The 19,256-nt window shown below is 60.0% G+C and carries 20 protein-coding genes; 9 read left to right on the top strand and 11 right to left on the bottom strand.

The window, feature by feature from the left end; genetic code table 11:
* Positions 1 to 76 precede the first annotated feature (76 nt).
* A complete protein-coding gene (locus tag VGO04_RS24435) occupies positions 77 to 1,633 on the bottom strand; it encodes an arylsulfatase (RefSeq protein ID WP_327498553.1) in 1,557 nt (518 codons plus the stop codon).
* 851 nt (positions 1,634 to 2,484) lie between these two features.
* On the opposite strand from VGO04_RS24435, the gene VGO04_RS24430 reads away from it, so the two are divergent.
* From VGO04_RS24430 to VGO04_RS24415, 4 genes are all read left to right on the top strand, one after another.
* Positions 2,485 to 2,784 carry a PRC-barrel domain containing protein gene (locus VGO04_RS24430; protein ID WP_327498552.1) on the top strand — a complete coding sequence of 100 codons (300 nt, stop codon included), beginning with the start codon at positions 2,485 to 2,487 and terminating at the stop codon, positions 2,782 to 2,784.
* 258 nt (positions 2,785 to 3,042) lie between these two features.
* Positions 3,043 to 3,276 carry a hypothetical protein gene (locus VGO04_RS24425; protein WP_327498551.1) on the top strand — a complete coding sequence of 78 codons (234 nt, stop codon included), beginning with the start codon at positions 3,043 to 3,045 and terminating at the stop codon, positions 3,274 to 3,276.
* A gap of 104 nt (positions 3,277 to 3,380) precedes the next feature.
* Entirely contained in the window at positions 3,381 to 3,851 is a 471-nt protein-coding gene (locus tag VGO04_RS24420) for a DUF1236 domain-containing protein (RefSeq protein ID WP_327498550.1), read from the top strand.
* A 14-nt stretch (positions 3,852 to 3,865) separates the two neighbouring features.
* Positions 3,866 to 4,060, top strand: a complete 195-nt coding sequence (locus VGO04_RS24415; RefSeq protein ID WP_327498549.1) for a hypothetical protein — start codon at positions 3,866 to 3,868, stop codon at positions 4,058 to 4,060.
* A gap of 215 nt (positions 4,061 to 4,275) precedes the next feature.
* Here VGO04_RS24415 and VGO04_RS24410 read toward each other — a convergent pair whose 3' ends face one another.
* Positions 4,276 to 4,443 carry a hypothetical protein gene (locus VGO04_RS24410; RefSeq protein WP_327498548.1) on the bottom strand — a complete coding sequence of 56 codons (168 nt, stop codon included), beginning with the start codon at positions 4,441 to 4,443 and terminating at the stop codon, positions 4,276 to 4,278.
* Here VGO04_RS24410 and VGO04_RS24405 point away from each other — a divergent pair.
* Positions 4,442 to 4,936 (top strand): hypothetical protein, encoded by a 495-nt coding sequence (locus VGO04_RS24405; RefSeq protein WP_327498547.1) that lies wholly within the window; start codon positions 4,442 to 4,444, stop codon positions 4,934 to 4,936. The genes VGO04_RS24410 and VGO04_RS24405 overlap by 2 nt on opposite strands.
* Before the next feature lie 189 nt (positions 4,937 to 5,125).
* The gene (locus VGO04_RS24400) at positions 5,126 to 5,905 is read left to right on the top strand and encodes a transglutaminase family protein (RefSeq protein ID WP_327498546.1); all 780 of its coding nucleotides are present in this window, start codon (positions 5,126 to 5,128) and stop codon (positions 5,903 to 5,905) included.
* Positions 5,906 to 6,518: 613 nt separating this feature from the next.
* Here VGO04_RS24400 and VGO04_RS24395 read toward each other — a convergent pair.
* Entirely contained in the window at positions 6,519 to 7,310 is a 792-nt protein-coding gene (locus tag VGO04_RS24395) for an extensin family protein (RefSeq protein ID WP_327498545.1), read from the bottom strand.
* 4 nt (positions 7,311 to 7,314) lie between these two features.
* Positions 7,315 to 8,307 (bottom strand): L,D-transpeptidase, encoded by a 993-nt coding sequence (locus VGO04_RS24390; RefSeq protein ID WP_327498544.1) that lies wholly within the window; start codon positions 8,305 to 8,307, stop codon positions 7,315 to 7,317.
* 338 nt (positions 8,308 to 8,645) lie between these two features.
* Here VGO04_RS24390 and VGO04_RS24385 point away from each other — a divergent pair, with 338 nt between their 5' ends.
* Positions 8,646 to 8,888: a hypothetical protein gene (locus tag VGO04_RS24385; RefSeq protein ID WP_327498543.1), complete on the top strand. Its 243-nt coding sequence runs from the start codon at positions 8,646 to 8,648 to the stop codon at positions 8,886 to 8,888.
* A gap of 718 nt (positions 8,889 to 9,606) precedes the next feature.
* On the opposite strand, the gene VGO04_RS24380 is transcribed toward VGO04_RS24385, so the two are convergent.
* From VGO04_RS24380 to VGO04_RS24360, 5 genes are all read right to left on the bottom strand, one after another.
* Positions 9,607 to 10,887, bottom strand: coding sequence for a phospholipase D-like domain-containing protein (locus tag VGO04_RS24380; protein ID WP_327498542.1), 1,281 nt, complete (start codon positions 10,885 to 10,887; stop codon positions 9,607 to 9,609).
* Between the two features lie 62 nt (positions 10,888 to 10,949).
* A complete protein-coding gene (locus VGO04_RS24375; protein WP_327498541.1) occupies positions 10,950 to 12,872 on the bottom strand; it encodes an AI-2E family transporter in 1,923 nt (640 codons plus the stop codon).
* A 197-nt stretch (positions 12,873 to 13,069) separates the two neighbouring features.
* Positions 13,070 to 14,656: a glucan biosynthesis protein gene (locus tag VGO04_RS24370; protein ID WP_327498540.1), complete on the bottom strand. Its 1,587-nt coding sequence runs from the start codon at positions 14,654 to 14,656 to the stop codon at positions 13,070 to 13,072.
* Positions 14,657 to 14,958: 302 nt separating this feature from the next.
* Positions 14,959 to 15,534, bottom strand: coding sequence for an OmpA family protein (locus VGO04_RS24365; RefSeq protein ID WP_327498539.1), 576 nt, complete (start codon positions 15,532 to 15,534; stop codon positions 14,959 to 14,961).
* Positions 15,524 to 15,958, bottom strand: a complete 435-nt coding sequence (locus VGO04_RS24360) for a hypothetical protein (RefSeq protein WP_327498538.1) — start codon at positions 15,956 to 15,958, stop codon at positions 15,524 to 15,526. Before VGO04_RS24360 ends, VGO04_RS24365 begins: the two co-directional genes overlap by 11 nt.
* 397 nt (positions 15,959 to 16,355) lie before the next feature.
* Here VGO04_RS24360 and VGO04_RS24355 point away from each other — a divergent pair, with 397 nt between their 5' ends.
* Positions 16,356 to 16,781: a DUF1236 domain-containing protein gene (locus VGO04_RS24355; RefSeq protein WP_327498537.1), complete on the top strand. Its 426-nt coding sequence runs from the start codon at positions 16,356 to 16,358 to the stop codon at positions 16,779 to 16,781.
* 261 nt (positions 16,782 to 17,042) lie between these two features.
* Here the strand turns inward: VGO04_RS24355 and VGO04_RS24350 are convergent, their stop codons facing one another.
* Together VGO04_RS24350 and VGO04_RS24345 are read right to left on the bottom strand one after the other, a co-directional pair.
* Positions 17,043 to 17,792, bottom strand: a complete 750-nt coding sequence (locus tag VGO04_RS24350) for a DNA polymerase III subunit epsilon (RefSeq protein WP_327498536.1) — start codon at positions 17,790 to 17,792, stop codon at positions 17,043 to 17,045.
* 147 nt (positions 17,793 to 17,939) lie between these two features.
* Positions 17,940 to 19,019 carry a YihY/virulence factor BrkB family protein gene (locus tag VGO04_RS24345; protein ID WP_327498535.1) on the bottom strand — a complete coding sequence of 360 codons (1,080 nt, stop codon included), beginning with the start codon at positions 19,017 to 19,019 and terminating at the stop codon, positions 17,940 to 17,942.
* A gap of 91 nt (positions 19,020 to 19,110) precedes the next feature.
* On the opposite strand from VGO04_RS24345, the gene VGO04_RS24340 reads away from it, so the two are divergent.
* Positions 19,111 to 19,256, top strand: a 146-nt coding sequence (locus VGO04_RS24340; RefSeq protein ID WP_327498608.1) for a SemiSWEET family sugar transporter, incomplete at its 3' end; no start/stop codon positions are given.

Here is a 19,256-nt window from a genome sequence, read left to right as displayed (position 1 = left end):
CGTTCGCTGCAATCTCGATTCTCGGGCCGCATGCAGGTGCGTGCGGCCCGACGCCTGTGCCCAGTTACGGATCCGGTCAGTTGCCGCTTGGCATGGGCAGACTGATGCCATCCTTGGCGAGCAGTTCGCGGACGCTCTGGAACTTCTCGTAGTCCGACAGCGTCATTGGGCCGGTATAGCTCTCGCTCTGCAATTTGCGCGGCGGATGCTGGACGTAGGTCTTCATGAGGCCTTTGATGGCTTCGCTGATGGTGACCATGGTCCAGGTCCGCTCGGTATAGTTGTTCATGAAGATGTCGTAGCGCTCTTGCGGATCCTGCCAGAGGTCGAAGACCTGCGGCACAGTCGCGACGTATTTTTCTGCGCCCTTCCAGCCTAGGTTGGTGTCGACCGCCAGACCACCGGTGGGGGCGCCGTTGTCACCCCGCAGATTGAACACCGCCTTATAGTTCCCGACGCGCGCCGCGCCCGGCGAAAGCTCATTCTCAGTGAAGTAGAACCACGAGGTGCGTGGTGAGGGACCGGTGCCGAAAAGAACCGGTGACAGGTCGAAGCTGTCGAAGATGATAGGCTGGTTCGCGCGGTCCTGTGTCGGCAGCCGCACACCGCCGACCGCGGCGAAGGTCGCCATCAGATCGAGGCCGCCGGTAATCTCATGGTTCTTCGAATTGGGCGCGATCTTGCCCGGCATCCAGGCGATGGCGGGAACGCGGTTGCCGCCTTCGCGAAGCGTGCCCTTGGTGCCGCGGAACGGCGTGTAGCCCGCATCCGGATACACGTCCTGCCAAGCTCCATTGTCGGTGGTGTAGAAGACCAGCGTGTTGGCCGCTAGTCTTGGGTTCGACCGGACCTTGTCCATGATGCGGCCGATGCGGGAGTCGAGCTCGACGACAGAGTCGGCGTATTTGCTCTTGGACATCGACTTATGAATGTAGTCCGGGTGCGGCATGTTGGGCTGATGCACCTTCATGAAGTTGATGCTCATGAAGATCGGCTCGGCCGAATTGGCATTGCGGTCGATGTAGTCAAGCGCTGCCTTTTCGACGTATCCGTCGAAGAACGGGATGCCGACGACCCCTTCGCGGCCGTTGATGTTCGGCGTGTCGACATACTGGCCGTTGATCTTGAATTCCTCGCGTACCGGTTGCCCGGCATTGCCTGACAGAGCGCCTTTCGTGACGCGCTGGAACATGGCCCTGAGGTCTGGCGCCATGTCCGGGAACCAGGTCGGATCCGCATAGGTGTAGGCATTGAGGTGATAGAGGCCGCAATACCTCATCTCGTCATAGCCTTGCGCATTGGGTAGCGCGTAATCGGCCTCGCCGAGATGCCATTTGCCGGTGAAGAAGGTCTTGTAGCCGCCGGTCTTCAGTACAGATGCCAGCGTCCATTCGGCAGCCGGAAGTCCGCCGCCCTGCCCCTGGAAGGCCACGGTCGTCATGCCGCTGCGGTTGGGAATACGGCCGGTCTGCATCGCCGCGCGGCCGGGCGTGCAGCTCGGCTGCGCATAGAACGAGAAGAAGGTCATGCCTTCCGCGGCCAGCTTGTCGATATTCGGGGTCGGCATGCCGCGCCCAATGCCGCCGCCATAGGGTCCGAGATCGCCGTAGCCCGTATCATCCGAGATGATCATGATGATGTTCGGCTTTTGGGCAGTCGCAGGTGTCGGGAGCTGCTGCTGCGCGAGTGTGGGGAGAATCCCGCCCGCTGATATCGCCGCGCCGGTGCACAGACCCAGCCATTCGCGTCGACAAAAATTCATTACGTGTCTCCACATTGTATCACTGTGGTCGCAATGGATCATCGGTGCGCGCAAATGCGGCGGCACCTGATGCGAGGCAGTAACGTGGCAGCGATCGGCGGATCTAAGGGCAGCCTTGCGAGATGGAAACTGTATTTAGAGCCAAGATCGATGCAAGGCAACGCATTCTATGACGGCGTCAATTAGGTAAGCGCCGCTGTCCAATCATGTGGATCAAGCATTGAACGACTAGTATAGATTCTAATATTTAGATCTCGGCAAGATTGAGAATTGGAGTGGCTGATCCGGCATCCCCTGCCGCCAACGTGCAGCAGGCCATTCAATCCGGCGTTACAGAGCTGCATGGTTCAGGGGCTGCAACGGGTTAAGTGTGAACCGGCGTGGGGTTCTGACGCCGATCGGCGCGACAAGATCTTCAAATCGTTGCGACCGCTGGGGTGGTCACTGCGTCGAGCCGATTTACAAGGCAGCCCTTCTTGGGGCGTTTCCCTCCCTTAACTTGGGCCCGTCTCCGCGAGGGCCCGGCCCCGTTTTTCGTTCGGGCGGAACAGCGGCATGCGATTGGCGTTCAGGCAGCAATGACCATACGCCCGGAGTGGCGTGGCAAGGTCTTCTAGGATAGCCCGGCCCCGCTCAGGCGTGGTCGGGCTTTTTTGCGTTCGGTAGCGGGAACGGCTGCGTTCTCCGGTCGTTCCTCTAGTTTATAGCGAAGGGAACGCATCATGGACCATTCCAGGCATATCCGGCTATCCAGCACCGAGCTCACACCGGACATCCTTAATGGGGCGACGATCTATGGGCCGGGCGACGAAACGGTCGGCTCGGTGTCCCACGTGCACGGGATCGGACCAACAAGTTTGATCGTGGTGGATGTCGGCGGTTTCCTCGGCATCGGGGCAAAGCCGGTCGCAGTGCCCTTGAATCAGCTTGAGTTCATGCGGGACGATAGTGGCGGGGTTCATGCTCTCACGACCTGGACGAAGGATGAGCTCAAGGCCATGCCTGAGCATACGGATCCCTGAACCTGAATGAGTTGAGAGCGTCACCGGTCGTTCTCGCGACATTGCGGGGTGCGGCCTGTCTGTCAGGCGTGCCTGAACTATTCAAATTGGCTTGAGTTGGACAGCAGTCACCGAAAAGGGCGAGGTTCGGTGATTGCCCCGGCGGTCGCGCATTCGGCCGTCGTCACTGGCAGGCCCGGTTTCGCTTTGGCGGAGCCGGGCCGTTTTTTGTTTGAGTTCTAAACTGGCAGAGGGCACGATGGGCGAAAGGGGTAATGAATGCCGTTTTCCAGCCTTACCGATGCCAATGATGTTGCGCGTGCCATGTTGGCCCTCGATCGCGCTTGGTCCATTTTGAGAGAGCGTCCAGGGATGGTGCTTGGCAGCGAAGATGCCGAGCGCACGCGGTTGGCGGTGATCATCGCGGGTTGCGCACCACTCGCGTTGAACGACGACGATCTCATCGCCCGCTCAATCGAGCGGTTCGCCGCCACGCAAGGGCCGCAGCCCTGATAGTGTTTATCCGTTCGCCCCCACTATTCTTCTTGCCCGCAGATTCATTCCCTGGAGGTTTTTTGCAGTTTTTGATTAGTACAACTAGGAACTAGTATTCGCCGATGGCATTTCCGAGTCGACGCGCCATGAGGCGCGCCTGCTCGAAGGAAAGTCATGAAAATGCCGAACCTTGGATTGGTCGCCGCAGCTGCATTGTTCGCCAGCACAGCTGCTTTGGCTCAAGTCAGCGCCAGGTCACGATTGGTCAGCCGGAGCAGACCCGCATCAGGGAATACGTCGTCAAGGAGAAGGGGCAACCAATCATGATCAAGGAGAAGGTTACGGTTGGAGCCACCTTGCCGGTGGATGCCGAGCTCCACGCGGCTCCCAACGATTGGGGGCCCAGCGTCAGCAAATACAGCTATGTGTATACCGATAGCCACGTAGTGCTGGTCGAGCCGTCGCGTTGTTCACATAATCGAATGATCAAATGGCAGGCGCCGGGGACCGGCGTCTGCTGTTCCCAGGCCGCTGGGCCGATTTCCCAATGGATAAACATACATGCGGCTGGTCGGAACCTTGCGAATGCTTAGCCGGAGGGCCTGCCATGAAGCAAGAAAGTGACGGCCTCGACCCCAGGAATTTCACCGTTACGAACAGCATGCAGTTCCGCGAAGCGCTAGCACGACTTCGAATGCTTGCGGCCGCGCAGGATAGTAGTACAGCAACCATGGAGCGCGACGCTTGGGAGCTTGCTGTGTCCCGTTACATTGCAAAACTCGAACGCGAACACCGCCGGTAGCGATGAACCAGGCGCGCACAGAGGGATCAAGGTCAGCCACAACTGTTTCGCCTGTTGCGCGTAAGTCTTAGCCAGCGAGACCGGCACGCCTCCGTCATAGACCGGAAGGTCGGGCCCTTGCGGACCTCTGGCACCTGGGCGGGCCCGACCTAGCCTGGAGAGCTGGGGCGGCGGGTTTACGAGCCTGACGGGAACGTGGTCGTCATAAAGAACGTTCATCCGGCGAGCCCCAAGGCTGGGTTCAGGTAGGGGTTTTCCGGCATGACATCGACGTCCCCCCCATCCATTGCGAAATGGCCGCTTTCGTCGTCCACGACGCTCGGATCATCGGTGAGGACGAAGGGAATCGAGCGCGAACTGCGGCGTCGCCTTCCCTGGCCCATGCGCAGCCACCTGACCGTCGAGTCCGGGCGCGTCATTCTCGCCGTGCCGGCCCCCGAGGACCTGAGAGCGCTCGCGAGCCGTATCGACGAAGCAATCGAAAGCATCGCGGAACTGCCCCTGCTTCCGAGCGAGGTCGAAGACGTCCTAGCTATCTCCTCGCGCGAGCGCCACAAATGGCTGGAGGATGGTCGGCTGCAAAGTGCGGGGACGCGCACCGTGAAACTTCGCGGACGCGCGCGCGCTGTGACCTTCCACGTATTCGATCCGCGACAAATCGAGGCGATTCTCGACGGTGACCTGCCCGCGGTCTGGCGAGAGGAAGATTCAATCAAGAGCGCCGAGAACCGTCGGCGCGCCACAGCGAAGGCAGCTCTCGCTCGGACCCGTAAGAAATCTCCGGAGCCTAGCGCTACGAGCACTGAAACGACGGATGACGAGCCGCCTGGCTTGGCCGGCTGGGACGACTTCGATGCAGACGGGCTGCTGCGATGAAACTGGGGAGCGTCTAGCGATGTCGTAAGGACCGTTTACTTTCGAGCTCGCCGATCCTCCTACTGGCTGCCTAAAGCCTTCGCAGGACGCGCTGTATTCTGCGAGGGTAGTACCCGCGCTCTGCGCTTAGATGGAACGCCGACCGACTTATTCCGTTGATGGGCGGTCACATCCAGCAAGGCGCTCTGTATGAAAATTCGGATTTCCGCTGACTTGACGTACCGGTTCGCCGAACCCACGCAAATCATCGGCCTGCTGGAAGCCGCGTCCTCGGACGACCAGACCGTTGTTTCGGAAACGCTGACGCTATCGCCAAAAGTGGAGGTGACGTCCAACGCCGGCATCGGCGGTGAGCGGCGCATTAGGACATGCGTGACGGGCGAGGCGACGATGACCTATCGGGCCGAGGTCGACAATGGAGACCGTGCGCTGCTGCCGAGGAGGGCGCGTCAGCACCTCTGGGGCGAGTTGCCGCAGGATGTCTTGCCGTATCTGCTTCCGAGCCGCTTCTGCCCGAGCGATCAATTCCAGCGTTTCGCATTGCGTGAATTCGGAGACGCGGGCGACGGCGCCGGGCGCGTCATGGCGATCATGGACTGGATCTGCCGCCATGTGGACTACGTACCAGCCGTCAGCACCGCCGAGACCGATGCCGCCCACACCTTCATTGTCCGGGCCGGCGTCTGCCGCGACTTTACCCATCTCGGCATCACGTTGTGTCGAGCTCTGTCCATCCCTTCGCGCGCAGTTAGCGCCTACGCTGTCGATCTTCGACCGCCGGACTTCCATGCGGTTATCGAGGTCTTCCTTGAGAATCGCTGGTGGCTCGTCGATCCGACACGCCTCGCACCGGTGGCGGGCCTTGTGCGCATCGCCAATGGTCGCGACGCAGCCGATATCGCGTTCCTGTCGACCGACAAACCGTGCCAACTCGTCAGCCAAGCGATCATCGCGGAGCGGGTCGATTGATACTACCGGTAGGGCGTGGCTGACCGAGCCCTCCGTTTCGCCTGAAACGCGCGTCGGATTCAAGCCTCTCGTTGACGACGTCAGCCGCGTGCTGTTCGTATCGGCGGACACTTCGCCCCGGCTTCCGATGATCGACGACGGGCCACGGGCACGCCGTTTACAGGCGAATGTTTCATCCCGCTACTTCGAATCACAAAGTTACACGGCGATTCAGCGGCCGACCATCGGGATCGTTGCTACCATCCGGCTTGCGATTGGGGGCGACGGGTTTCTTGCGCCGAAGCCAGAAGCCGACAGCCCCGTCGCCGCCGCCTCAAGCGCGACACCTCCCACACGAACGAAAAGAGCCAATTCTGCGCGTTGCTTAATGCCGAGCATCACTTAATCAGCTTGATTGCACATGCGATTCGGGCTGTCGACAGAGCCGCAAGGTCGACTTCTCCAATCGCCGAAATCAGCGTCCCGAAACCGGCTGCGTGAGGTCGCCATTGCCGCACGTTTCACGTCTTAACGGATCTGGACAACGAGCGGACCCGAGCCCTAGCGAGGCGTGAGTTCGTCTGTCGGGTCGCATCCTCCTTGCTGCAAGCCTCGAGGGTTCGACGCTCGCGCGTTAATCGATGTTCCACTGGCAGATCTTATAGTCGCGTGGCCTCTGCCGCATGTCGAGATGCAGATGATCCTTGTGCGAGGGGTCGGAACCGGGGCCTAACACCGTCCTGAAGCGCGCGCAGGCGCTGGTCTTAAGGCGTTCGCGCAGCGAGCGCGTGTTCGCGTCCGTCCGGACGAGGCTGACGGTTCGACCGTCAGCCAGACGCAGACCGAAGACATCGAGCGCATTCCCCGTCGCGTGTTCGCTGATCTGAGCGCCGGCTACACCATTGCGCGGGCGGCAGGCATGACCGCCGACGCCAGTGATCCCGGTCAGTTTACCGTCCTCGTGTGCGACGATCCCCGGCAGGTCCTCGCGAACCCAATCAAGAATCTCGACCGCGAAGGCACACGTGACAGTGAAAGAAGAGTCCAACTCGACCTTGGAACCGTCTGGCATGGAAATAGCGCGAAAAGTAACCGGCTCGGCAATAGCACAGGCACCGCTGCCGCTCTCAGAGGCCGCTGGTAAGGCGATCCCGCCGCGCTCGGAGAAGGTTCCAAAGCAAGCGGGCGGCCCGATCAGCGCCTGCGGCTCGGCGGGAGCGGGCGTCGTCTGCGCAGTGGGTGTGCTGGCCTGGCTCGGTCTGCCATGGGTCAGTTCAACCGGACGCCGCGGCGGCAGTGGCGCTGAGATACCGGGACTGACGGTCTTTGCCGAGCGGGCGCGATCACGGGCCTGCGCATCCTCTGCGACGCCGAGATGCGCTGCCCAGACAAGTATTGCGACCAGTTGGCCGGTTAGCCCCCACACGTGGCTACTCTACGAAGCGCACCACGACGCCCGGCTTTACCAGATCTGCGAGATCCTCAGCGTCCCAGTTGGTTAGGCGAACGCAGCCATGCGAGTTGGTCTTGCTGACCTTGGTGGGCTCCGGCGTACCGTGGATACCGAAGGTTGGTTTTGATAGGGCGATCCAGACAGTGCCGACTGGCCCGTTCGGACCGGGCGGGAGCGTCAGGGTCTTGGTATTCCTCCCCTGCTGGAAGTTCTTGTCGGGATCGTAGGTGTAGTTCGGATTTCGGGCTATGCGCTCAATCGTGTACTCGCCGGACGGCGAGGGTGTGTCCTCGCTACCGATCGTAGCCGGGTAGCTAGCGAGCACTACGTCGTCGGCGCCGAACACCATAACCATGCCTGTGCTCTTGATCGCATCCACCCGGCGAGCAGCTCCCTTTTCGGGCGATCGGCGGCCAGACACCACGGCGATGAGCGAGCCAGGTTCCACAAACGCCTGCCGCGGATTGAGCGCGATGAGCAGCGTCTCGCTCATATGGAAGCGCTCCCCCAACATTTCCTGCGGACTGGTGTAGGAAAGGCGCTTCATCTTCGCCTGTTTGGAATAGTCGCGCGGGATCGAGTCGGCGAAATCGTAGGCGGCGTCCTTGTCAGTCAGCGTATACTCGGCGATCACGTCGTTGGCCGTCTCGCCACCCAGACCCAGCCAAGCTTGTTCATCGATCTCCTCGCCATCGGGAAGCCGTTCCTGCCGACGAAACTGAGAGACCGCCTTGCGAAAATTCTCACCATCGATGCCGTCAATCACTCCGGGCGAGACACTTCGCCGGCTGAGCAGAATCTGGGCCTTGACGATGAAAGGGTTGGGCCCAGGCCCGGCTACCTTGTTCTGTTCCGCGAAGTTTACAGCATTAATCTCGGATGCCGTCAGCGCCAGTGCGGGCCAGGTTGCCATGGCCGCGATAACGAGCGCGGCGAGTCCGGCAGGCTTACTCGAATTGGAGGATTTCATCTTGGGCTCCGACGAGAAAGGCGTTTGCTGAAGCTATACGGACAGGTCGACCGGATGTTCCGCCAGGCGCGCGGGCCTGTGCTTCGCGCCACGGCTCGGATCGCCGTTTGGCGATGCATCGCGGTGTACGCCGCCAAGCGAGAGTTGCCGAGATCAAGACGTCCAATTCGATAGAACTATAGTGATGGCCGGGCGATCGACGCCATGAATGTGGAGCTACCCCTAAGGCCTCGCATGCGTTTTGGACCTAAGGAGGTCAAAACGACCGACGAAGGTCGGCTGCGTTCGTTTTTGGGATTTTCTACACCGATCCGGGGGAGGAAAAATGGGGCAGGACAATGAAACGAGTTTTCTCGGCGGCCCACTATGCGAGGCGGGATCGGCTCAGGAAGACCATCCAAGAGAAAAACAAAACGGCTCGCAAATTTAACGCCGAGCGAAACAATCAAGAAGCGAACAACGATAATTTTGGCATCGCCGATACGCTTTCTAAAACAATAGTGTTAGTTCATGATTTCGCTCTTGAGAGGGAATCAGGCGACGTTCGCCACGGAGTGGCGCGTGGCCTCCCGGAATCATAGGATAGTTGCGGCAGCTGCCCATCTCACGCGCGTAGCCTTTATGGAACCGCGAGATGGACCGCATACACGGAGCCAGACATTGCCATCGGTCCCGTCGTCGAGCCGCGCCGGTAGACGCGGCCCCCCCGCGCCCACCGAGGCTGAGGCTCAACCAGTTGCGAGCAAAAAGGAGTAAGCCGAAGCAACTAGCTCCGGCGATGCAAGCTTTGTTGCACGCCCACATCAGCTTCACTCCCCGACGCCTGCAGCGGGCTTCTCATCCCGAGGTACGGCCGGTTTGTCGGCCTCACCGGTGTCCTTCTCCCCAATTGGATCTATGGAGACCTTCTTGCCGATGCTATCGCTTGGATCTCCTTGAATCGATTTGACGCGTGCTTGCTCTGCGGGAGAGAGCTTGTTCCCATCACCGTCTCGCATTGGTGCCTCCATGAAGACCCCATGAGTGCAACGACGGGGGGCGTCTGGGGTTCCAAGGAGACCGTGTCGGCTAAACGTCTGTGGAGCGCTCTACATATCCGAGCCCCTCAACGTCCCTGCGGCGCCTTGTTCTAGGCCCCATACTGCTCGGCCGTGGTCAGGATGACCGGCATTGACTGGGATGGATGCATCTGCCTTGCGCCGCAAGTTTCAGCGCAGAGCTAACGGCTGCGCACGGCCGCCGGCTGAACCTCTTTGTCCAGGCCGCCTCATAAGGATGGCGGGGACGGATCAAGCAAAACTAGATCTGCGACCGTGCTAGGCTCGATAGCCAGTCGGAGAATTTTTCGTTTGCTGAACGATTTTCCCATTGCGAAAAGGTGTATGGTTTGGAGGTTGCGGCATCCTTCTCAAACAACGCGATTTGTGTGCTTGCGAACCGCGGATCAAACAGATTGATGTTAGCTTCATCGTTGAGTCTCAGTGCCCGGTCATCGATATTGGTCGAGCCGATCGAGGTCCAGACGTCGTCTACGACCACCAGCTTGCAGTGGAAGAACGTCGGCTGATATTCGCTGATCTTCACGCCGGCTTGAAGTAGCTCGCCCCATAGGTGCCGGGAGGCCTTTCGAACGATACGCGCGTCGGTCTGGGGTCCTGGGACGATAATCTGGACATCCACGCCACGAATGCGAGCCTCCAGTAGCTGCCGCCTGATAAGTTCGTCTGGAACGAAGTAAGGCGTGGCGATCCGGATGTTTTTCTTGGCTGAGGCTAGCGCCGTCATCAGCATCAGGTGCATGACGTTTCGCTGGTGCGTCGAGCTGATGACCACTTGGGCAGCGTGATCGCCAGCGTGGGGGATCTCCGGAAAAAAGCGATCGCCAAGGAGGAGTTCGCCGGTTGCCTCGATCCAATGTTCCGCGAATGCGGCCTGGAGTTCCGCGGTAGCCGGGCCTTCCACTCGATAGTGATTATCGCGCCACTCGTCCGGCGATCGCGCATCGCCGTTCCATTCGTCAGCAATCCCGACGCCGCCGCTGAACCCGACACGACCATCTACGATCAACAGTTTCCGATGAGTGCGATTATTCACCCGATCGACGGTGTACCAGGTTATTGGTCGGAATCGGACGACCTCGACGCCCGAATCCTGCATGCGCTGGATGAGGGCCTCATCCATCGGGACGCTCCCGACCCAATCGAGCAAGACCTTCACGCTCAGGCCCTGGCGGGCTTTGATCGAGAGTGCCTCGGCGAACTCGCTGGCGATGTCGCCGCGCCAATAAATGTATGTCTCAAAGCTGATTGTCTGCCGCGCTTCACGAATAGCGCGCAGCATCGATGGGAAGATCTGGATTCCATTTACGAGCGTCTCGACGCGGTTCCCCGGTACATAATTCGATCCGAATAGGGCGCCCATGGACGTCTTGAGCTGCCGATCCGACGACGCCAAGTTGTGTGGAAGCGGTTGCTGAAGCTCCTGCCGTTCAGGCAACAGATTGCTTGCGAGGAGCGAGCCCGCGACGCCCAAGGCGGCCGAGAGCATTCCGATGACGAGGGGGCGGCGATTATGCTTCATGGCGGCGCGGGCTTACACGCGACGACGGGAGGATGCAGCGAACACGGAGAGGATCGAAATGATCATACCGCATTTCGTTTCTCCGCCACCTGTAGACAGGCTCGACAGATGCCTCGGAGAGTGGTCGCCGTATCATCGGCGAGCGACGGCCCCTCCATGTGCGCCGTGGGATCAGAGACCTCCCAGAACTGGCCGAGGATGAGGATCGCACGCGGAAGCCGGCGGCGAAGGCGCCTGAGGGCGTACCTAACGTGAGCGGTGTTTCGGGGGCCGATGTAGCAGAGGCAAATAAGGGCTGGTTCTTGCTCGGCAAGGCGCTCCAAGCCGCCGGTCAACAGCGTGGTCGGAGGCAAGGCAACGGCTTCCAAGCCATGCTTCTCCAGAATTTGGCTCAGCATCAGCGCAACTGCCTCGTCGAGTTGAGATCGCGCACCGATGCAGACGACCCGATCTCGACCCTGGAAGGCTTCTCCGAGTTGGGCTGCGGTCAGCACCGGCAGATCGGAGGCGCCTTCGCGCTCGTCGGTCTGTTCAATGGCGGCCTTAATTTCGGGATCCGTGGTGGTGGCGTCAAGCGAGGGGCGGCTATCGTCATGGTCGGACAAGTCCTCGACGACCTCGCGGACCGTTGCGAGTATTTGATTGCGTCGAGGTGCATCGAGAACCCCGCGCACCTCATCCGTTGCAGCCAACCGTAACCCTTCGAGCGCGACCTCGTCATAATAGGCCGAAAGCGAGCGTTCCTTCAGCACTTCCTCCGCATTATCGGCGGCTTCTGCCGGGTCTCCCGCCAGGATCCGCTGATAAAAGATTTCCGGCGCCGAAAGCGGCGGTCGATCTCCGAGCATTACGTCCAGAAACTCCAACCTTTCGACATGCCGGCCGAGGACGACGAGGCACACGGTCAACGGTGTTGCCAGCACGAGTCCGATGGGACCCCACAACCAAGTCCAGAACGTTGCCGCGACCACGATGGCGACCGGCGACAGACCCGTCGAGCGACCATAGGCCAATGGCTCAATCACATGCCCCACAAGCGGCTCCGTGATCAGGAACAACCCTGCAGCCAGCGCAAGCATCATCCAGCCAGGATCGACCGAGGCAGCTATCACCATCGGAAAGACGGCGGAGAGCACGGCGCCGAGATACGGGATAAACCGCAGGATTGCCGCCAGTATTCCCCACAGCAGTGCGCTGGGGACGCCGATGGCCCAAAGCCCCGAGCCGATCACAACACCAAAACCCGTGTTAACGACGAGTTGTGTGAGGAACAGGCGACTTAACCTGCGTGCCGCATCATCGAATGCGGCCGTGGTCTTCTGCAGATCGTACGTGCCGGTCAGGCGGATGAACCGGTTTCGAAGGTCCTCGCGATTCAATAAAATGAACACGACGAAAATCAGTACGATTCCAGTCGTCGTTATGGGATGAATGAGCGGCGATATAAATGCCTGCAGCGTTTCGATTGCTCCAGGCTCGGGTTGGTGCACTTCCACAGGGATGGGCCGCCCCTCAGGCCCTGGGGCCGTTGTCCCACTCGAAGGCAGCTCGGCGTTTGGGCGGTCGAGTTCTCGCCCGAGGTCCTGTAGGACGTCGGCAGCTCGGCTCAGTACCCCACTCCCCGCATCTGAGCCTTTCAGCGCGGCAATCTTTGAGCGCATATTGTTTTGATAAATCGGCAGTTGGCTCGCCAGCTGCGTCGCTTGGCTGACCATTGCCATGGTCACGGTTGCCAAGATGGCGAACGCGATTAGGACAACTGTTGTGACTGCTAATGCCCGCGGAACACGGAGCCTCTGCAATCCTTTGACCAGCGGTGCCAGTACAAAGCTGAACAGCACCGCAAGCGCCACCGGGACGAAAACCTCTCGCCCGAAATACAAAGCGGCGACGATGAAGGCCCCTATGGCCACGCTGGTGACGCCATCGGATGACGACTGATTTGCAGGTCTTGAGGCAGACGATGGGAGGTCGATCGCAGGCATCGCTCAGTTTCCTTCGACAAAGACGCCGGCGAAAACTCTGTCGACGGGTAAAACCCTTTGACTCGGACGAGCTTCTACTTCGCAAATGCTTGTTCCCCGATGAGGCGTCACGAGGAGTGGCGTGGTCTCAGCATTTCTGACGCCTGACCCCATTGGCACTCCTCGCCACGCAGAAGTCGAAACGGGGGCATGGCACGTCATTTCGTTGCCGCAGCGCCTGAGGTATCACCGGCAGGAACTGACCAGGTCGCCGTCCAGGTCTCACTCAATGTCCGATTACGCGTTCTGAGGAACATGCGTAGTTCGGCAGACTGACCATCTGGCAGCGTCGCATCGACCAGCGCGCGGACCCCTTTCAGAGGCGCGTGGAACGTCAGGATTTTGGACGTGATAGTGCCGCCCGTGGTCGTCGCGACGAGCTCCAAGCGTTCGGGCTCGCTTTCATAGTAGGGCAGATCCCCACCGGCAAAGTCGACTATGAAGCGCTTCGTATCATGGTCATCTACAACGCCGTCCTCAATGTCTGAGCCGTTGAAGCTCTGCTGCACCTGGGCATAGGGATGGAGGTGCCGCGTCGTCGATATTGCCGAGATGCGGTATCGGAATTCAGCCGGCTGACCGCTGACCAAGGGCGTGTTCGGAGTCCAGCAAGCTACAATGTTGTCGAAAGCTTCGTTAACCGTAGGGATTTCGATGAGCTCGACCCGACCTTCTCCCCAGTCGCCATGAGGCTGGATCCAATATCCTGGCCTTGCTTCGTAACGTGCTTCCAAGTCTTGGTAGCTGCTAAAGTCGCGGTCACGTTGCATCAAGCCGAAGCCGCGCGGGTTCTTGTCACCGAAGCTTGATATTCGCAACGTCTTCGGATTGCGGATAGGACGCCAGATCCATTCCCCCCTGCCCGACTGCATCATCAGACCGTCGGAATCGTGAATTTCAGGACGGAAATCCGTGCGCTGGCTGAGATCCCCTTCCCCGGCTTGGAACATCGACGTCAGCGGCGCAATTCCGATCCGCTCGATCCGCTTGCGCGGAATGATCGTGGCAGTGACGTCCATACTGGTTTCTTGGCCTGGATGGACGACATAGCGATAGGCACCGGCGACGGACGGCGAGTCGAGCAACGCGTAAATGACCAGTTCAGTCGTGTCGCGTGAAGGTTCCTCCACCCATAGCGCGCGCATGAAGGGGAATTCCTCGGGCTGCTTGCCTCCGACGTCCAGCGCCAGAGATCGTGCAGATAGCCCGTAGCGGTGACCTCGTCCGATCAGCCGGAAATAGCTCGCGCCGAGGAATGAGATCACCTCATCCTGCAGCTTCGGCTCGTTCAGGTTGGTGGTCACGGCAAAGCCGGCGAAGCCTAGCGATGGCGACAGACCCTTCGGAACCGAAACCTTGCCGTATTCAAAAAGGCTGGTCGTGAAAGCGACCGGGATCGCATCGCCGTGATTTATGATGTGAATCTGGACCGGCTTGTCGTGAAGAAACCCAAGGTGAAAGGGCAGCAGGCGAAAGTCCGATCCGCCTTGGCGCCAGAAAGCTTTGTCCCGGCGCAGCCTGATTTCGCGATAGGTATCGTAGGTCAGCTTTGATAACTCAGCCGGAATCTTTATGCTTTCCGCATCGAAAGGTTGCTTGGCTAGCGCTGCCGCTTGCAGAATGACGTCGTCATAGGTGAAGCCCTTCGCCGCCCCCGCTGTCGTTTGAGCCCGCATTGGGGCGTTAGCGACTACGCAGGCACCTGAAATAATCGCAATCATCGCTCGACGAGACGGAATGAACAACGCTGCCCCCCACGCTAGTGTGCAGCCGACGTGCTATCGGGCGCTCCACTTTAGAACGTGAGCAAGGTGGCGAAGTTCCAAGGACTCAATGCGATCGGTTGCGCGAGCACGGGACAGAGAAGCTTCCCGCACAGGGGGCGACCAAGTCGAAAGGCAGCGCTCAGCGCCCACGCCAAGCGTGAAAGAATCAAAGCGCGCCGACGATATATACTTGGACGGATCCGCAAAAGACCCGCACACTGCCACGGCCCACGTCAACGGGGCAGTGATACAAGCGGCTTTGAGCAGGTTGGTTACCCTCGTTACTTCCGTATCACGACGGTCACGCGGCGATTCAGCTGCCGGCCATCCGGATCGTCGCTGCCGTCCGGCTTGCGATTGGGGGCAACTGGGTTTCTCGCGCCGAAGCCAGGAGCCGTCAGGGCCTTCGCCGCCACACCCTCCCGGGAGACCAGCCAAGTTTTGACAGCATGGGCACGGCGCTCAGACAGTTTCTGATTATAGGCGTCGGCGCCCAGCGCGTCCGTGTAGCCTTGGATTGTCACCGGGCCGCGCGCCTTGGCCCTAATGATCGCCGTAAGCTCTCGCAAGGCATCCAGAGCGTCCGTGCGCAGTTCGGCTTTGTCGAAGTCGAACAACACGTCGGCCGGCAATGTGATCTCGATCGCTGTCGGCGTCTCGGTCTGAAGCGGCGCGCTTGGAAAGGCGATAGTCCCGGCGGGGAAGCTGAGCGGCGATGACCGAAAAACGATTTCACTGCTGCGAAAGGTGGGGGAAGCTCTCGACTGTCCCATCGCAGCAAAAGCTGGAAGGAGCAGCCCGGCGGCGAGCGCTGTGCAGCGGACCAGGCAGCGCCAACCGATTGGGCTACCGTTCATCGATCGGCACACCGGAGATCAGATCCACCTTTTCGTAGAACTGAATGTTGATCGTCTTTGTCGTCGCCGGCGGCGCGCCGAAAATAGCGTAACACGAGGATGTCTTGCCTGCCAGCGTCGAGCAGCTAGGGCCAGTGACGCCGGGCGTGTAGCTACGCCTGCCGGCAAGGTCAATCAAGCGAATGTTGTCGGCTACCATGCTATAGCTGCTGCTGCCGTTATTGGTCACCTGAAGGCGCAGCGTCAGAGTCTCTGCTTCAGTCCGCCTTAACGAGGTAACGTCAATACGAACCTCGGGGTCAGCGCCCTTAATACTCGCCAGCGGCCTGTCCTGCGCCGTTGCAACCGTGGCCACCATGAACCACGCCGTGCCGACCAATATGGCGGCGAATACCTTGCCGGTCGACCTCGTCTTCATCGCCATTGCCAGTCCCTTTTTTGCCGGCGCCATGCATCGAATTGACCATAGATCAGGATGATAGCCGATCGATAGAGACCGCTTGTCCCGCATTCGAAGGATAGCGATCTTCGTTCGGGCCTCAGTCGTCTGGATGATACCCATTTACGTGACGGGATCGATATCGCGATAGGCGCGGAAGGTCCGCCGCCTGAGCGCACCCTTCAGTCTTTGATCATTCACTTAGCCCAACGCGAGGTCGGCGCCCGACGCGCGAGGCTTTGAGCGGGAACGAGCGGTGAGGCCCCACAGTTTAGAGACATTCGAATAAACCGCCTAAGCCCCTCGTTATGAATGTTTATTCATGGAACTGGGGGAGTTTCCGCGTGTTTCATTCTCCGGTTGGGCAACCATGGAGACTAACATGATCAAGAATCTCGTTCTTGTTGCCGCTCTCGCCATCGCCCCTGCGACCGCATTCGCACAGTCCAGCTCGGGGGCCGTCGGCGGCGCCGCCAGCGGCGCGGCGACCGGCGCTGTTGGAGGCGCCATCGTTGGTGGGCCCGCCGGAGCTGCTGCAGGCGCTGTTGGCGGTGCTGCAGCCGGCGCCATCGTCGGCGGCATCGCGGCCGATCAGCGGGCGGAGTTCCGCACCTATGTGACGCAGCAGAAGGTTCCTTCCGTAGCGTATCGCGAGACGGTCGTCGTCGGCGCGACGCTGCCGGATACCGTTACCTATCGCGAGGTCCCGGCTCGCTTCGGCAAAACCGAGTACCGGTACACCGTCGTCAACGACCATACGGTCCTCGTGGAGCCTCGGACCCGCAAGATCGTCCAGATCATCGAATGACCGAAGGGGAAGCCCAGCCGATTGGCTGGGCTTCCCGTATCAGCTTTCCGAAATCGCTCCAAAGGCGACGCCGAAGCTCGTGCCAACTCCCTTCGCCCTCACGGATGACCCCAGCGTCGTGGGCGAGGGCGGCCATTTCGCAATCGATTCGGATGCAGTCGATGTCATGAAGGAAAATCCGTACCCGAAATGACCCTTCGGGACCCGGATGAATGGCAGAATGACGCCCCGTTCCAGTCAGGCTCGCGGACCCCGCGTTGCTCAAAGTAAGTTGGGCTGAATGGGTGCCGACGGCACCGGGATTGGAAGACCTCCTCGCCGTTTCAGTTCCGTCTCGGCACTGAACCGAATGTCGACATCTCGATCCCGCGACATGGCACGGAGAGCAACCTCGGAAATCTGATCCCAGCTCTTGCCACGTTCGGGGCCGGACGGGACACGCGGCAGCAGGCCAGGTTCGTCGCTCCAAAGAAGGAGCTGTTTAAGCGATGCCTCGTTCAACATGTCTCGCAGGTGATGGGCCGTGACATAGGCGTCGGGCATGGCACGATGGGCCGGAAGGCCCATCTCGTGGACGAGCCCTTCTGGCATCCGCTGGTAGCGAAGCATCTGGTTCGAGAAGCGCGGAAGATGGGGCCAAAGTCTTAGGGCGCACTTCCAAGTGCAGATCCAGTGCACCCCTCCTGTAAGCGCCGGGGAGCAGTATCGCATCTCGAAGCTCGCTCGATGCGCCGCAAGCGCGAGGACGCCTCCTTCCGGGCGAAGCACCGCCGGCGCGACTTGCTTCCAGAACGGCGCGCCTACGACATCGACATCTCGGATGTGGTGGATCGACATCGTGTCCGGGGAGATCGCCCGCCCCGGATCTACCAGGAAAGCGCCCCGTTCGTCATCGATGAGCCACCTTCCGTCAACGTCGAGCGTAACGTCCTGCCATCCGACTTCGCAAACGTCGTAGGCTCCGTTTCCCGCGGTTTCCAGATCAATGACCCTGATGCGTTCTCTCGTCATGGCTCCGAGATGGTCATCCTCTTGGTCGCAACGAGTCAGGAATGTTCTGGCTCCGGATTCGGCAGCTTCTGCTCAGCATCCTCTCCACGCCCGAGCTTCAGGGTGCCGGCCCGTGAAAGGCTCAGTCTAATCGCTCATGGGACGCCATCATTCCTTCCGATCGGCCGCATCGGCCCCACGTAACCCGATCGGCATCGCTGGACCTCGGGTCGTGTCCCTGTCTGTTTGCCTTTCGGCCTCGGAGTTCAGTTCTGCTCCTAGCAGCACAATCGTCGTTGATAGCCACATCCACATGAGAAGGCCGATGACCGCTCCGATGGCGCCGTAGGTCTTGTTGTAATCCTCGAAGTTCGCGACATACCAAGAGAACAGGAGTGAGCCGATCAGCCATGCGATCGAGGCAAAAACAGCGCCGGGGCTCACCCAGGTCCACTGGGCCTGATCGCGACTCGGTCCGTACCGGTAGAGTATCGACAGCCCGACCATCAGAAGAACAATCATCAGAGGCCAGCGCCCAATCGCAATCAGCCATTCCGCAGCGCGGCCGAGATACAGGTAGTCGAGAACAATCGGTACGACAGCGATGGCTCCAATGGCCGTCAAGACAAAGAGCAGAACGCCAATCGTAAACAGAAGCGACACAGCATTGACCTTGATAAAGCCGCGCTTTTCGTCTTCGCCGTAGGCGACATTGAGGGCGTCGAAAATCGCTTTCACTCCAGCGTTCGCGCTCCAGATCGCTAAGGTCGTGCTTAGCAAAAGCGCAAGGCCGAGCTTGGTCTCCCCACCGCTCCCGATCCGCACCACCTGATCGTGCAAAAACTCGACGGCGCCTCCTGGAAGTACAGAGTTCAACAACGCTAGGTGGTCAGAGATGGTCGTAGGTTCGGCTATGAGCCCGTACAGAGAAACGAACGCCGTCAACGCCGGGAACAATGCGAGCAACCCATAAAAGGTAACACCGGCTGCAACTGCCAGAACTCGATCACGGTCGAACTCGTGATAGGTGCGGCGTCCAATCTCGATCCATCCCGCGGCAGGGATCTGATGCGGCTCCGCTGCCTGCGCGCCTTGCTGTGTACGATGCCGGGATCTGGCAGCGAATTCGGCCTCTCGGGCGCTCTGCTTCGGTGCTGTCAGTTTGGATGCCACAAAAGCCGAACTCAATCCGAGCGCTAGGGCAAGTGAGGCTTCGGTGATCAGCCGTCTGGACCGGATGGTAAGCATGTCAGTCTCGTATTCGCGAAAGCGAAGTTCGAACCAACTGCGTCGCTCCATGTTCCGTCTAGGGAGTAAATCAAATTCAGAGGGCAATTGAATGAATTGGGTCACAATCGCTGGCGCATGTGCTGCCGTTTGTTCGATGGTCAGTTTCGTTCCGCAGGCATGGCGGATCGTAAAAACCCGTGAGACCAGCTCGATTTCGCCCGTCATGTATGGTTTCAACGTGACAGGCTTTGCGCT

Origin of the sequence: Ensifer sp. (assembly GCF_035999185.1) — a bacterium.
In the GTDB taxonomy this organism is placed as follows: domain Bacteria; phylum Pseudomonadota; class Alphaproteobacteria; order Rhizobiales; family Rhizobiaceae; genus Ensifer.
Note: the sequence above shows the minus strand (reverse complement) of the source record. Positions and strands in the feature narration are given on the sequence as shown.